The organism is Acidovorax sp. GW823-FHT05D11, assembly GCF_058795695.1.
Map to the genome: position 1 here is coordinate 4,535,971 of NZ_CM179502.1, position 14,867 is coordinate 4,550,837.

A 14,867-nucleotide genomic window follows, 5' to 3' on the forward strand; every position below is an offset into this window, starting at 1 on the left:
TTCAAAATAAAGTATAAATAAACGGAGCTATTACCGAGCCTTGACCGAACACGAGCAGAGCCCCCAGCAGCAACAGGACCGCCAGCACGGGAATCAACACATACCTCTTGTGCTCGCGGAAAAATAAAATAAGCTCCTTGATAAGTTCCAGCATCAGAATTGGCGCTCCATGTGTTCAGGTTTTCGGGGCATCTTGTTAATTCGATATGTCTGCAAATCGCCATTCCACTTCTTCTGCAGCGTATCCTTGCCAAGGAGACGCATCAAAAAACCTAGCGGAAAAAATACTAAAATATAAACAATGCCCAGGATGATTCGGGTGTTGATCCAACCCAGCACGTCGCCGACGCGCATCCAGTATTTATAAACCAGGCTCAGCGCAACAGGAAAAACAGTAGCTACCAGGAAAAATATGCCCGCAACGATCCAGGGCCAGTGGGGCCATCTGGCCGACCACAACCAGGGAAGCAGCAAGCCGAAAATCAGGGCAACGAAGCCCCCCATGACATAGCCGAATTTGCGCAGCTCCTGCTTGCGCTCATTCATGCTTTTTTCCAGAGCTGGTTTCATCATATGAAGAATACTCAATCCAGGGCGAGCGCACCCTTGCGCTGACCTACCAACGCATTGTTCTGCGCATCCTTGGACAGCAGTACATTGCCCAATACGAGATAATCCATGTCTGTTCCCATAAAACAGCGATAGGCGTCCTCCGGCGTGCACACGATGGGCTCGCCCCGGACGTTGAAAGAGGTATTCACCAGAACCGAGCACCCCGTCTGGCGCTCAAAAGCGCTCAGAAGCTGGTAAAACTCTGGATTGCTAGTCCTGCTCACCGTCTGGACCCGCGCGGAATAATCCACATGGGTTACCGCAGGAATATCCGAACGCACCTGATGCAGCTGCGCCAGGCCTTGCAGGGATTGATCGGGTTTTCGTTGAATATCTTCATTCACCTGTGCAACAAGCAACATGTAGGGGCTGGGCCGGTCAAGATCAAAATATTTTTCTACATTTTCCTCTTTGACGGCAGGTGCAAACGGGCGAAATGATTCGCGGAATTTTATCTTCAGATTCAGTTGCGATTGCATCGCCGTCGAACGGGGGTCCGCCAATATGGATCTGGCGCCCAGCGCCCTTGGTCCAAATTCCATCCTGTTCTGGAACCAACCCACCACCTTTTCATCTGCGAGCAAGCCTGCAACCGTCTCGTACAGGCCCGTCTGATCCAAGACCGTGTAGCTTGCCCCCAGAGCATCCAGTTTTTCAACAATATCCAGCTGCGCGAACTTGGGCCCCAATAGAGACCCCTGCATCTGATCCACTCCGTTGAAATACTTCCGTTCTTCTTTTCTGAATTTGTGGAAGGCGGCATAAGCGGCACCCAGCGCTCCGCCGGCATCCCCTGCGGCTGGCTGAATCCAAATGTCCTTGAAAATGCCTTCCCGCAGCAGCCGCCCATTCGCAACACAATTCAGCGCCACGCCCCCCGCCATGCACAAGTACTCCGCGCCGGTTTCTTTCTGCAGCTGCCTCGCCAACTTCAGTACAACCTCTTCCGTCACCACCTGTATGGACGCAGCTATATCCATGTCGCGCTGGGTCGGGGCTGTTTCGGCACCACGGGGCGGGCCACCAAACAAATCGGAGAATTTTCGATTGGTCATCTGCAGGCCCGTGCAGTAATCAAAATACTCCAGATTCAGGCGGAATGACCCATCTTCCTTGACATCGATCAGGTTATCAAAAATCAGATCGACATACGTTGGCTTGCCGTATGGCGCCAAACCCATCAGCTTGTATTCTCCAGAATTCACCTTGAACCCAAGGTAATAGGTGAACGCAGAATACAGCAATCCCAGGGAATGCGGGAAATTGATCTGCCACAAGGGAGTCAATTCTGGACCATCCCCCAGCCAGGCGGACGTCGTTGCCCACTCACCGACCCCATCCAGGCACAATACCGCAGCCTTCTTGTACGGGCTCGGATAAAACGCAGAAGCCGCATGCGATTCATGATGCTCTGCAAACAGGATCGGCGGCAGGTCGGATTCCTTGCACGACAGCAGGCCGGCAAGCTCCCTCTTGAGAGTTTTCTTTAAATACAGCTTTTCTTTCAACCATATCGGCACCGCAGTGACAAATGATTGAAATCCACGGGGTGCATAGCTTAGATACGTATCCAGCAAGCGCTCGAATTTCAAAATGGGCTTATCGTAGAATACGATGGAATCCAGATCATGCGAGCGCACCCCTGCTTCTTGCAGGCAATATTCAATAGCATGCCTGGGAAACTGCGCATCATGCTTTTGCCGCGTGAACCGTTCTTCTTGCGCCGCAGCAATTATCCGACCCGACTGCAACAGCGCGGCGGCACTATCATGGTAGTATGATGATATACCCAATATATTCACAACGTACAAGCCTTTATATCAAAATACCAGAACAAGTGCCGCAAACATAAATAGTGTGCGCATTTTACACATGGCCTTTCAATAGGCTGGGGCACATGCGTAGCCTCGGCATGCCCCGCCATATCCGTATGTCCAGGGGAAGTACTTCTGAAGCTGCCTGTCGATCAAATCACCAGGCTTGCAGCAATGTGCTCTCTCGAGCGTTTCCGCGATGGGGGTCAAGTTCTCGTGTTTGGATTTCGCTTTTTTCCACACCACACTCTGAAGGCTTCCTGTCGCAGCCCTGCCCACAAGCGCCTGATACGCTCTTGCACCCAGGTGAAATTGACCATACTCATTGAAGTGAACCCCTCCGGCCACAAGATGCTCCGCGAAATCGTCCGTGTCCACAATGCCCACTTGCGGCAAGCTCCGCGCCACATCCATCTGAGCGGATCTCACGTATTTTCTATATGTCCAGGCAGGATTGTCTTGGATTCTACCAATAATCACAGGAAATTCCATTTCATCGGAACATCCCATATCACTCACATCCCGCCTTATTCTTGTAATAAAGTTTTTTAGATTATTTTTATAATTTTTCGCCCATACCTCATTTAAAGCATCAGTTTCGCCTTGCATGAAAAAGAGCCCTCCCACCCTGAGCCGCACATTTGCCCGTTTGGAATTATAAGCATCTGCAATCACTGCCAGCAATTCATGATACAAGCGACCTCCGGGCATCCAGCTATCAGCAGATGCAGTGTAGTTCAACGATGTATTTGAAATCGCCAATTTGGCAATATAATGATCGCGTGGCGGCTTGTTGTTTAAGAAATGAGCAAGATACAATTCCGGGCCAAAAAAGTCCGTGGATTTTGTACCAAATGGGAATAATTGAGAATTGCCAGCCAGATTTTTATACCCAAAGCCTGGGCCTGCGACTCTCCATCTGGCAAAGTAACTCCAATTGATCGCCCGGGATCGCGCAGCGTCGTCATTCCCTGCCACCCCAGGAGGCGCACCATAAATTCCATAAATACTTACATTGGAATAAGTAGTATTCTCTTGGGCATACCTGGAATCAATGTCCTTGACAGATGCCAATCCAACAGCATTCGACTGTCCAGCAACGACATATAGCTGCCTGGGTGGCGCGGACGGATTGGCAGTCTGCGTCATGCATGTTTGAGCATGCGCAGACATAGCGGGAAGGAGCAGCCCAAAAAGGCAAGCCAGGCGCCTCAGGAAATCAGCAGCCTTGCTACTATTCGCCCCCCCGGGTTTCATGCCTTCTTTTAAAAATGCAACGCGGCCGGATGCCGATATTGACCGATCAGGCAAGGCTACTCCAACCGCAAGCAAACCACTAAATTGCGCATGCATGAGCCGTGGCTACCAGGAATACTGCGGATGTCAGGCCGTGCCGCCCACCGTCAGCCCCTCGATGCGCAAGGTAGGCTGGCCCACGCCCACGGGTACGCTCTGGCCTTCCTTGCCGCAGGTGCCCACGCCGCTGTCCAGGCGCATGTCGTTGCCGATCATGGTCACCTTCTTGAGCGACTCGGGGCCGCTGCCGATGATGGTGGCGCCCTTCACGGGGTAGAGGATCTTGCCGTTCTCGACCCAGTAGGCCTCGCTGGCGGAGAACACGAACTTGCCCGAAGTGATGTCCACCTGGCCGCCGCCGAAGTTGCTCGCGAACAGGCCTTTCTTGATGCTGGCCACGATCTCCTGGGGATCCTTGTCGCCGCCCAGCATGTAGGTGTTGGTCATGCGCGGCATGGGGATGTGGGCGTAGCTCTCGCGCCGTCCGTTGCCGGTGGGCGCCACGCCCATCAGGCGTGCGTTGAGGGAATCCTGGATGTAGCCCTTGAGGATGCCGTCCTCGATGAGCACGTTGCGCTGGCTGGCGTGGCCTTCGTCGTCCACGTTGAGCGAGCCGCGGCGGTCGGCGATGGTGCCGTCGTCCAGCACCGTGACGCCCTTGGCCGCCACGCGCTGGCCGATCCGCCCGCTGAATGCGCTGGAGCCCTTGCGGTTGAAGTCGCCTTCCAGCCCATGGCCGATGGCCTCGTGCAGCAGGATGCCGGGCCAGCCAGGGCCCAGCACCACGGTCATCTCGCCAGCAGGCGCGGGGCGGGACTCCAGGTTCACCAGCGCGGCATGGACCGCTTCGTCCACGTAGCGGCCCATCTGCTCGTCGTCGAAGTAGGCCAGGCCGAAGCGGCCTCCGCCGCCAGCGGACCCCATCTCGCGGCGGCCGTTCTGCTCGGCGATCACCGTCACCGACAGGCGCACCAGGGGGCGCACATCGGCCGCCAGCGTACCGTCGGCCCGGGCCACCAGCACCACGTCGTATTCGCTGGCCAGGCCCGCCATCACCTGCGCCACGCGCGGGTCCTTCGCGCGCGCGCGCTGTTCCAGCTTCTCGAGCAGCGCCACCTTGGCGGTGCTGTCCAGGGAGGCGATCGGGTCCACGCCGGGGTACAGGCTGCGGCCAGCAGCTATCTTTTTAGTAGCTACCCGCGCTTTCCCCGCCTGCGCTGCAGACGAAATGGATCGTACCGTGCGGGCCGCATCCATCAAGGAAGCCTGCGAGATGTCGTCCGAGTAGGCAAACGCCGTCTTTTCCCCGCTGACCGCCCGCACCCCCACCCCCTGGTCGATGCTGAAGGAGCCCGTCTTGACGATGCCCTCTTCCAGGCTCCAGCCCTCGCTGCGCGTGTACTGGAAGTACAGGTCCGCATCGTCCACCTGGTGGGTGCGGATCTCGGCCAATGCCCGTGCGAGATGGCTCTCATCGAGCCCGAAGGGGGTCAGCAGCAGTTCGCGAGCGACGTCGATGCGCTGGCTGGTGGCCGCGCGCTGGGGCGCGGCAGTGGTGGAGCGGGAAGTCATCGGGGCATTTTAGGCGCGCGGCCATGCCCGGCAGGGCACGAGGCGGTATGTCCCTATGCCGCATCACGCGGCCACCCCGATGCTCAGGCTGCCGTCTGATCGTCCAGGCCGGCCTGCGGGGCGTGCGCCTGCACGGATTCGATGCCCGCATCCCGCGCCTTGGCGCCGGAGTACATCTGGCTTTGCCCGATGACCTGGCCATTGCCCGCCTTGAGCGTGAAGTAAGGGGATCCGTCCTTGGCGCTCAGGCGTCCGAACCGGCCGCCCTCGGGCGCGTTCTTGCGCACGGCCTCGATCCCGCCCAGCGCGCTGGCCCGGGATTCGTACAGCTCGCTGGTCAGGATCACCTGGCCGTTGGTGGCCAGCAGGTTGAAGACAAATTTATCGTTCTTCGACTTCTTCAGCTCGAACTTCGCCGCCATGGGGAATCCCTTCGGTTGCTCTGAGGCCAAGGCACAGTTGGCCTGCCGGTTTGTACCCTCTTGCGGCGGCCCACGCAACGCCCGGGCAGAGACCCTGGGCCTTGCCAAGATTCATCCGGGGCCACGCCGCCCCGGCACGGGGCGCTACAGCGCGGGACGCGCGTCCTTGGGTTCCTGCTTCTGGGCGCGGGCGACCGACATCAGGATGCCCAGTGCCAGGCCCAGCGTGACCATGGCGGTGCCGCCATAGCTGATGAAGGGCAGTGGCACGCCCACCACGGGCAGTATTCCGCTGACCATGCCCATGTTCACGAAGGCGTAGGTGAAGAAGATCATGGAGACCGCCCCGGCCATGAGGCGCCCGAACAGGCTCGTGGCCCCCGCGGCGATGGACAGCCCGCGCCAGACCAGCATCAGGAAGCAGACCAGCAGAAAAAGGTTGCCCGCCAGGCCGAATTCCTCGGAAAACGCGGCAAAGATGAAGTCGGTGGTGCGCTCCGGGATGAACTCCAGGTGCGTCTGCGTGCCCGCCATGAAGCCCTTGCCCCACATGCCCCCGGAGCCGATGGCGATCATGCCCTGGATGATGTGGAATCCCTTGCCCAGCGGATCGCGCGTCGGGTCCAGCAGGGTGCAGATGCGCTGCTGCTGATAGTCATGCAGCACCGACCAGCGCACGCCGTCCGCGCACAGCTGGTCGCCCAGGAGCACCAGCGCCAGCACGCCAATGCCCCCCAGCAGCACCGGCGGAAGCACCAGTTTCCAGGACAGGCCCGCGAAGAAGATCACCGACAGCCCCGCCGCCAGCACCAGCAGCGAGGTGCCCAGGTCGGGCTGCTTCATGATCAGCCCCACCGGCAGGGCCAGCAGCAGCCCCGCGGCGGCAAAGTCGAGCGGGCGCAGGGTCCCTTCCCGCTTCTGGAACCACCACGCGAGCATCAGCGGCATGGCAATTTTCAGGATTTCGCTGGGCTGGATGACGATACCGACGTTGACCCAGCGCTGCGCGCCTTTTTTGGTGATGCCGAACAGCGCCACCGCCACGAGCAGCGCCACGCCCGCCGCATACAGCGGCACGGCGAACACCATGATCTTCTGCGGCGGCACCTGGGCCACCATGAACAGGATCGCCCCCGCGATGAGCATGTTGCGCCCATGGTCCATGAAGCGCGTGCCGTGGTCGTAGCCCGACGAATACATGGCCAGCAGCCCGGCGCATGCCAGCAGCACCACCACCAGGAGCAGCGGCAGGTCGAACCCGCGAAACAGGGGAAGAAAACGCTGGGCGAGCGTGGGTTTCTCAAAAACAACGGCCATCGCGGGATTATCGTGGCCCCGGGGCCCGCCCGCACCAGGCGGCGTTCACCCCGCCTGGCGAAAGGCCATCACCGCCTGGTTGCGCAGGGTGCGCAGCAGCCCGAGGGCCTTGTCGTCCACGACGATGCCCCCGGCCATGGACTGGTCGGCGTAGATGAGCGCGAAGGTCTGGCCCTTGATCTGCAGCGGAAGCAGCAGGAACGAGGGTGCGTTGAGCCCCGTGCGGTACCACTCGGGCAGGCGGGACTGCATCCTGGGCTCGGTCGCGTCGTTGATGAGCGTGTCGGCGCCGCGCAGGCAGACGGCGGCGAACAGGTCTCCCTGGGCCTTGAGCGGCACTTTCATGGCACGCACGGCGGCCTCGCTGCCTTCGCCCAGGCCGAAGCGGCCGGTCAGCAGGTCGGTGCGCGCCTCGCGCAGGCAAAACACCATGCGCCGGAACCCCAGCGCGCGAAACATGGTCTCCAGGATCATGCGCAGCACGTCGTTGAGCTGAAAGCTCTCGACCATGGCGTTGGTGACATCCTGGATGCCCGCGGCCAGCACCTCGTTGACCTGCGCCACCGACACCGCGCCGCCGGCCTGGGACTCGAGCACCGCGGGCAGCGGCTGGGTTTCGCTGGCCCGCAGCTCGTGCGAGCCCAGAGGGTCGTCCTGCGGCATGGCGGCGCCCGTCGGGGGCGGCAGCTTCAGCAGCCGCGCGGCGGGCGTGCCCGGTTCCACGCGCAGGTCCAGCGCCTCGGCCAGCGCCACCAGCTTGTGGCGGGCACGCAGGGTGGCATCGGAGATCGCGTCGGCGGACAACGCCAGCGTGCGCGAATAGCGCGTGCCGATCTGGCCAAGGCGCCCTTCCAGCGCGGCCGGCTCGCTCAGCAGCAGCGTGCTGGCCACCTCGTTGGCCGCCATGGCCACCCACCGCAGGCGCTCCACCCCCTGTTCCGGGGCGCGCTGCATCGGCGAGCCCAGGGGCTTTCGCATGCAGCGCTGCAGGCTCTCGGGCAGCCCCCAGACGCGGGCCACGCCCACGCCCAGGTCCTCGAACCCCAGGCCCAGCACCTGCAGCGCCGCGGCTTCTTCGCCGCCTTCCACGCGGCCCGACGCCAGCAGGCTGCGCACCTGCCGCGCCTCTTCCGGAAAATAGAACTCGCACAGCATGCGCCCCAGGTTCTGGAACATGGCCCCGATGAAAGCCTCCTCGGCCGCCTGGGCCGATGCGCACAGTTCGGCCGCCACCGAGCCGGCCATCATGGCGCGCAGGAACTCCTCGCGCATCTGGCTCGCATGGGCCTTGTCCTGCATGTGGTCCAGCAGCACCAGGCTGAGCGCCATGTTGCGCACGGCGTTGAAACCCACCAGGCTCACCGCCCGCGACACGGTGCTGATCGTGCCGCGCCCCGCATGGGCGTAGTGCACGCTGTTGACCAGGCGCAGCAGCTTGTTGGTGAGCGCCACATCCTTCAGGATCTCGTGCGTGAGGTCGCTGATGCTGTCGTCCTCGGAGTTGGCGACGCGCTGGATGCGCGCCACCGAATCGGAGAGCGCCGGGAAATCGCTCTTGTGGCGCATGCGCCGCAGCAGGAAGTCGAGCGTGGCGTTGCTGGCCGCCGTGGGCGCGCTCGCGGGCGCGGCCCAGGCGCGCAGGGCATCGCGAAACTCCGCCGCCGAGGCGTAGCGCCCGCCCGGCTCGCGGGCCATGGCGCGCTGCAGGATGGCCCGCAGCCCGTCGTCCACGCCCGGGCCCAGGTCCTGCGGCAACTGCAGGGCTTCATTGGCGATGTGGTACAGCGCCTGCCAGGTGTCCTTCTGGTGGACCAGCGGATGGCCGGTGAGCATCTCCACCAGCACCAGCGCCGCGGAATACACATCCATGGCGGGCGCGGGCGCCGCGCCCGCCGCGGCCTCGGGCGCCAGGTAGGCCGGGGTGCCGCTGGCCACCTGGGCATCCGGCGCGGCCTGCATGGGCGCCGCCATGCCGAAGTCCATGACCCGGGCGTGGCGCTGGGCGTCGATCATGATGTTGGACGGCTTGAGGTCGCGGTGCACGATGCCCGCCTGGTGCGCAGCCTGCAGGCCGTCGAGCACGTCCACCATCAGGGCCACGGCATCGTGGGGCGTGCAGCGCCCCTGCTGCGCCAGGTGTTCGGCCAGTGTCCTGCCCGGCACGTACTCGAAGACGATGTAGGGCTGGCGGCCCTGCACGTCCGCCTCGAACACCGGCACGATGAAGGGGTGCGCGAGGCGCCCCACGTGCCGGGCCTCGCGCAGCCAGTGTTCGAGCACCGACGGGTCCTGGTCCTGCACGGGGCGCATGAGCTTGATGGCCACCTCGCGCTGCAGGCGCGGGTCCAGCGCCAGCCACACCGTGGCCTGGGCGCCCCGGCCCAGAAGCCTTTTCAGCTCGAACCTCCCCAATGAAGCGGGCGGCTTCTCGGCGGATCCCAGGGCCCAGCGTTTGGCGGTGGAAAGCGGGGCAAAATCAGTCATGGTGGGGATCAAGGCTGCGGGCTCCACCGTGTGGCGCCCATGCCACGCATCTTATGTCTGGGCCACCGCCCTTTGCAGCAGTGATTCCCCTGCCTTGTCGTTTTCCCCCTCCATGACCACCACCCACCTCCTGTACCTGCACGGCTTTCGCTCCTCTCCCCAGTCCGCCAAGGCCCGGCAGATGGCGGCGTACGTGGCGCTGCACCATCCGGGCGTCACCTTCTGGTGCCCCCAGCTGCCGCCGTCGCCCCGGGCGGCGATGGCGCTGGTGGCGCAGGGCATCGCCCACTGGCCCGGCGCGGCCATGGCGGTGGTCGGCTCGTCGCTCGGCGGTTTCTATGCCAGCTGGGTGGCGCACCACAAGGGCTGCCCCAGCGTGATGCTCAACCCCGCCGTCCACCCGGCGCGCGACCTGGAGCGCCACATCGGCGAGCAGACCTCCTGGCACGACCCGGCACAGCGGTTCTACTTCCAGCCGGAGTACATCGGCGAGCTGCGGGCGCTGGACACTTCGGACCAGCCCCCCGCCGCCCCGGAGATGGCCATCATCGCCAAGGGCGACGAAGTGCTGGACTGGCGGGAAATGGCGGCGCGCTACCCGCATGCGCGGCGGATCGTGCAGGAGGGGGGCGAACACGCCCTCGCCAATTTCAGCGACCACCTGCCCCAGGTGGCGCAGTTCCTGCGCCTGGCCTGACCACCAGCGCCACGCGGGCGCCTGTGCTCAGCGGGCGCGGGACGCCCCGGCACCACCCGCCCCCATCCAGCGGGCATGGTCGTCCGGGTAGGCGATGCGGTAGCGCTTCATGTGGAACGCGGCTTCATCGTCCTTGCCCAGCATCACGGCGCTTTCGATCAGTGCCTCGATGACGCGGGGCTCGGGAGAGTAATGGAGCAGCTCGTGGGCCAGGGCATTCATCTGCTGCGCGTTGTCCCGCGAGAGCGCCATCGTGGTGAGGCGCGCGAAGTCCAGCTGGCTCGCAAACATCACGGAAGAGGACACCCGGCCAGGGAGGTCATCCCGGTACGCCGGGGCCCTTTGCGCGCTGGGCTTGTAGAACTGGCTCACGCGGTGGTAGTCCCAGGCGGCAACGCCGCACACGGCGAGGACCGCCACGGCCACCACCAGCCCCGCAAGCCCCGCCCCCGGCGCGGGGCCGCCCGCCGCCCGCCGCGGCCAGGCCAGCAGCGCCACCGACAGCAGGGCCACCAGCTGAAAAGGCCCGTACCACAGCGGGTACTCCAGCATGCTGTGCAGCCCGATGATCGCCAGGGCACCCCAGGCCAGCTGGCGCGCGGGATCGGTCTCGCGCCACGGCCGGGCGTGCACGCACCAGGCCACGAACGCCCCGCACAGCGCCAGGGCCGCCGGCAGGCCCAGCTCCACGGCCAGGTGCAGGGGCAGGTTGTGCGCGTTGTCCAGCAGCACGCAAAAGCGCTCGCCGGGGAACAGCGTGATGTAGTGCGCATAGTCCAGCTCCCCCCAGCCCCAGCCCAGCCAGGGCTTTTGCGCGATCAGGGTGAACATGTTGGACCACAGCACCCGGCGGCTGGTGCACGCGTGCGCGCCATCGGTGAAGCGATGGAACAGCGCATCTGCACGGACGCCCTGGAACTGCCAGAGCAGTTCGGGCAGCAGCCATGCGGCCGCGAGAAAAATCGAAAGCCCGACCGCGCCCATGCGCAGCGCGCTGCCCCTGCCGGGCCCCCGCCACAGCACCAGCAGCCCCAGGATGAGCAGCCACTGCACGGCGACTGTCCGCGACGCCGTGGCGGCCTCGCCCACGGCGATCCCCGCCAGCGCTGCCACGGCAAGCACGTTCGCGAGCGCGGTGGATGGCGGCCACCGCCCCGGGCCCGGCGCTTCCCCGCCGCGTTCCCCTGCGTGGGACGGCCGGGCATGCAGCGCCCACCACAGCCAGGCCCATGTGCCCAGGCTGAGCAAGGTCGCCTGCTGGTTGCGCTGGCGCAGATTGCCCACGGCCTGCCCGGGCACGGAGGCGTGGATCCAGGGGCCCAGGCCCACATCGCCCGCCACGTACTGGACAAGTCCGATGGCGCTGGCCACGACCGCGGCCGCGCCCAGCCCGCCCGCCAGCAGCATTCCCCACCAGGCGCGCCCTCCGCGCCGGGGTGCCTCCGCGTGCACCGACCAGGCCCCCAGCAGCAGGAGCACGGCCACGCACACCCACGACACCAGCACGGGCCAGAAATTGGAGATCGGAGAGTCGGTGAAGGCGAAGAGGAACGGCAAGACCACTGCGAGCAACGCCAGCGGTGCGGCAATGGCATCAAAAAGCATGTCGATAGAACCGTGCCATCATGAAGGACCCTGGATCATAGGGGCTGGTTTCGCACCCCGGACCCCGCGCGCCGCCGCCTGCCCGCACCTGCCCTGCCGTCCTCCCGCCTGGCGGGAGCTCCCGGGCCGCCGGTAACATCTCCACCAGGCAACTTCCTCGCACACCCCATGAGAATCGCCCTGCTTTCCGACCTGCACCTGTCCGTGCAGCCCCTGGCCCTTGCCGTGCCCGACGCCGACGTGGTGGTGCTGGCCGGAGACCTGCAGCGGCCCGCGCAGGCCATGGCGTGGGCACGGCAGCTGGGACTGCCCACGGTCTTCGTGGCGGGCAACCACGAGTTCTACGGCTCGGACCTCGTGACCACCATGGCGCAGCTGCGCGCGCATGCCGAGGGCAGCGGCGTGCGGGTGCTCGAACGTGGCGAGTGGCGCCACGGCGGCGTGCGTTTCCTGGGGTGCACGCTGTGGTCGGACTACCGGCTTTTTGACTCGGCGCAGCAACGCGACGAGACCCTGGCCAAGGCCGTGGAGCTGGTGCGCGACTTCACCCGCATCCGCGTGGCGCCCGAATTTCCCCAGCCGTTCACCCCCGCGGTGTCGCAGATGCTCTTCGACCAGTCCGTCGCCTGGCTGGAAGAGCGTTTTGCCGAGCCGTTTGACGGTCCCAGCGTGGTCGTCACGCACTTCGCGCCGGCGCGCGGCAGCATTGCCAGCCAGTTCGCCGGCTCGCCGCTCAATGCCTGCTTCGTCTCCGACCTGGAGGAGCGCATCCTGCGCTGGCAACCCCGCCTGTGGCTGCACGGCCACGTGCACGACAGCTTCGACTACACCATCGGCGCCACGCGCGTCGTCGCCAATCCACGGGGCTACGCGCCCCAGGGCGTGGTGGAAAACAAGGCGTTCGCTCCCGGACTGGTCCTGGAGATCTGACAATCGGCGCCCGGCGCCCATGGGAGAATGCCGGCCATGCATGCATTGTTTGAAGAAGCCGGCAAGTTCATGGCCGGCCGTATCCTGTCCGAAGCCGACACCTCCGCCCAGGTCGAGCTCGACTCGGGCAAACGGGTCAAGGTCAAGGCCGCCAACCTCCTCCTGAAATTCGAGAAACCTGCTCCCGCCGAGCTGGTCGCCCAGGCCCAGGCCGTGGCCGAGACCATCGAGCTGGACCTGGCCTGGGAGTTCGCGCCCGAAGACGAATTCGGCTTTGCCGACCTGGCGCGCGACTACTTCTCCGAGAACGCCACCCTGGTCCAGCAGGCCGGCGCCCTGTTCCGCCTGTACGACGCGCCCCACTACTTCCGCCGCGCGGGCAAGGGCCGCTTCAAGAAGGCATCGGCCGAGATCCTGCAGCAGGCGCTGGCCGCCATCGAGAAGAAAAAGGCCGTCCTCGCGCAGATCGACGAATGGGCCGCAGCGCTCGGGCGCGGTGAGTGCCCCCAGCCCATCCGCGACCAGCTTTACAAGATTCTGTTCAAGCCGGACAAGAACGCGCCCGAATACAAGGCCGTGGTGGACGCCAGCCGCGCCACGCACACCGCGCCGCTCGACCTGCTGCAAAAGGCCGGCGCCATCGACTCGGCCTACCAGTTCCACTGGAAGCGCTTCTTGTTCGAGAACTTCCCCAAGGGCACGGGCTTTCCGGCCGTCACGGCGCCCGCCATTGCGGACGAGCTGCCGCTGTCGCCCGCGCAGGCGTATTCCATCGACGATTCGCAGACCACCGAAATCGACGATGCGCTGTCGGTGCAGGGCCTGGGTACGGGCACCGTGGTGCTGGGCATCCACATCGCGGCGCCCGGCCTGGCGATCCAGCCGGGCAGCGCCATCGACCAGCTCGGCCGCGCGCGCCTGTCCACGGTGTACATGCCGGGCTACAAGATCACCATGCTGCCCGACGACGTGGTGCAGACCTACACGCTGGACGAGGGCCGCGCCAACCCGGCCGTGTCGCTGTACGTGACCATCGACGAGGCCACGCTGGAGTTCAAGAGCTCCGAGACAAAGCTCGAGCGCGTGCACGTGGTGGCCAACCTGCGCCACGACCAGCTCGATGCGGTGGTGACCGAAGAATGGCTGTCCAACCCGGCGTTCGAGCATCCAAACGGCCCGCAGCGCTTGTCCGACCTGCGTCCCCAGCTATCATTTTTGCACCGCCTGGCCAAGAGCCTCAAGGCCCGCCGCGAAGTCGTGCGCGGCAAGCCCGAGAACTTCAACCGGCCGGACTACAACTTCCGCCTGGTCGGCAACAACGGCGCCGAGCCCACGGGTGATGAACAAGTGCAGATCAGCGTGCGCCAGCGCGGCGCGCCGCTAGACCTCATCGTGGCCGAGGCCATGATCGTGGCCAACAGCACCTGGGGCAGCTGGATGGCCGAGCTGGGCGTGCCCGGCATCTACCGCAGCCAGGCCAGCATGGCGCCGGGCGTGAAGGTGCGCATGGGCACCAAGGCGCTGCCGCATGCGGGCATCGGCGTGAAGGCGTATTCATGGGCCACATCGCCCCTGCGCCGCTACACCGACCTGGTCAACCAGTGGCAGATCATTGCCTGCGCCCGCCACGGCAAGACCGCCGCGCTGGCCGCGCCCTTCAAGCCCAAGGACGCCGACCTGTTCTCCATCATCAGCAGCTTCGACGGCGCCTACAGCGCCTACAACGGCTACCAGGCCGGCATGGAACGCTTCTGGACGCTCAAGTATGTGGAGCAGCACGGCATCACCGAGCTGAACGCCACCGTCTTCAAGGAAGGCCCGAGCGGCAGCTTTTTGGTGCGGGCGGACGACATTCCGCTGGTCTTCCCGGTGCTGGGCGCGCAGAACCTGCCGCGCGGCGCGCGCCTCCTGGTGAAGCTGGGCGAGGTGGACGAGATCACCCTGGACATCCACGGCACCGTGATCGAGCGCCTGGACGACCCGGCCGATAGCAGCGACGACGGCCCGGTGGAGGACGCCGAGGAAGAAGACGACACCGTGGCGGGGCCCATCGCCATCGCCGTGGATGTGAACGAGGCCGAACCCGCCACCGCTGATAATCCCACCCCGTGAACATGG

The 14,867-nt window shown here is 64.5% G+C and carries 12 protein-coding genes; 3 read left to right on the top strand and 9 right to left on the bottom strand.

The features are described 5' to 3' along the window. Window position 1: 1 nt before the first annotated feature. From AC3RCE_RS20865 to AC3RCE_RS20900, 8 genes are all read right to left on the bottom strand, one after another. Window positions 2-154 (bottom strand): DUF5989 family protein, encoded by a 153-nt coding sequence (locus tag AC3RCE_RS20865; protein WP_218296070.1) that lies wholly within the window; start codon window positions 152-154, stop codon window positions 2-4. Beyond that, entirely contained in the window at window positions 154-546 is a 393-nt protein-coding gene (locus AC3RCE_RS20870) for an SxtJ family membrane protein (RefSeq protein ID WP_492253844.1), read from the bottom strand. The genes AC3RCE_RS20865 and AC3RCE_RS20870 overlap by 1 nt, the downstream gene beginning before the upstream one ends. A 38-nt stretch (window positions 547-584) precedes the next feature. After that, window positions 585-2,414 (bottom strand): carbamoyltransferase family protein, encoded by a 1,830-nt coding sequence (locus tag AC3RCE_RS20875; protein WP_370627782.1) that lies wholly within the window; start codon window positions 2,412-2,414, stop codon window positions 585-587. Between the two features lie 78 nt (window positions 2,415-2,492). After that, entirely contained in the window at window positions 2,493-3,779 is a 1,287-nt protein-coding gene (locus AC3RCE_RS20880) for a sialate O-acetylesterase (protein WP_492253845.1), read from the bottom strand. Between the two features lie 30 nt (window positions 3,780-3,809). Then, window positions 3,810-5,294 carry a metalloprotease TldD gene (tldD, locus tag AC3RCE_RS20885; protein WP_218296074.1) on the bottom strand — a complete coding sequence of 495 codons (1,485 nt, stop codon included), beginning with the start codon at window positions 5,292-5,294 and terminating at the stop codon, window positions 3,810-3,812. 83 nt (window positions 5,295-5,377) lie between these two features. Beyond that, window positions 5,378-5,716, bottom strand: coding sequence for a YegP family protein (locus AC3RCE_RS20890; protein WP_218296075.1), 339 nt, complete (start codon window positions 5,714-5,716; stop codon window positions 5,378-5,380). A 144-nt stretch (window positions 5,717-5,860) separates the two neighbouring features. Beyond that, complete coding sequence (gene rodA, locus AC3RCE_RS20895; RefSeq protein ID WP_218296076.1) at window positions 5,861-7,033, bottom strand: rod shape-determining protein RodA; 1,173 nt, start codon at window positions 7,031-7,033, stop codon at window positions 5,861-5,863. Window positions 7,034-7,078: 45 nt separating this feature from the next. Next, entirely contained in the window at window positions 7,079-9,517 is a 2,439-nt protein-coding gene (locus AC3RCE_RS20900) for a protein kinase domain-containing protein (RefSeq protein ID WP_492253846.1), read from the bottom strand. A 112-nt stretch (window positions 9,518-9,629) separates the two neighbouring features. Here AC3RCE_RS20900 and AC3RCE_RS20905 point away from each other — a divergent pair, with 112 nt between their 5' ends. Beyond that, a complete protein-coding gene (locus AC3RCE_RS20905; RefSeq protein WP_218339699.1) occupies window positions 9,630-10,214 on the top strand; it encodes a YqiA/YcfP family alpha/beta fold hydrolase in 585 nt (194 codons plus the stop codon). 27 nt (window positions 10,215-10,241) lie between these two features. Here the strand turns inward: AC3RCE_RS20905 and AC3RCE_RS20910 are convergent, their stop codons facing one another. After that, window positions 10,242-11,819, bottom strand: a complete 1,578-nt coding sequence (locus tag AC3RCE_RS20910; RefSeq protein ID WP_492253847.1) for a Wzy polymerase domain-containing protein — start codon at window positions 11,817-11,819, stop codon at window positions 10,242-10,244. 168 nt (window positions 11,820-11,987) lie between these two features. Between AC3RCE_RS20910 and AC3RCE_RS20915 the strand changes: the two genes are divergently transcribed. Together AC3RCE_RS20915 and AC3RCE_RS20920 are read left to right on the top strand one after the other, a co-directional pair. Continuing rightward, the gene (locus tag AC3RCE_RS20915; protein ID WP_492244571.1) at window positions 11,988-12,749 is read left to right on the top strand and encodes a metallophosphoesterase; all 762 of its coding nucleotides are present in this window, start codon (window positions 11,988-11,990) and stop codon (window positions 12,747-12,749) included. Between the two features lie 36 nt (window positions 12,750-12,785). Further along, a complete protein-coding gene (locus tag AC3RCE_RS20920) occupies window positions 12,786-14,861 on the top strand; it encodes a ribonuclease catalytic domain-containing protein (RefSeq protein WP_492253848.1) in 2,076 nt (691 codons plus the stop codon). Window positions 14,862-14,867: the final 6 nt, after the last annotated feature.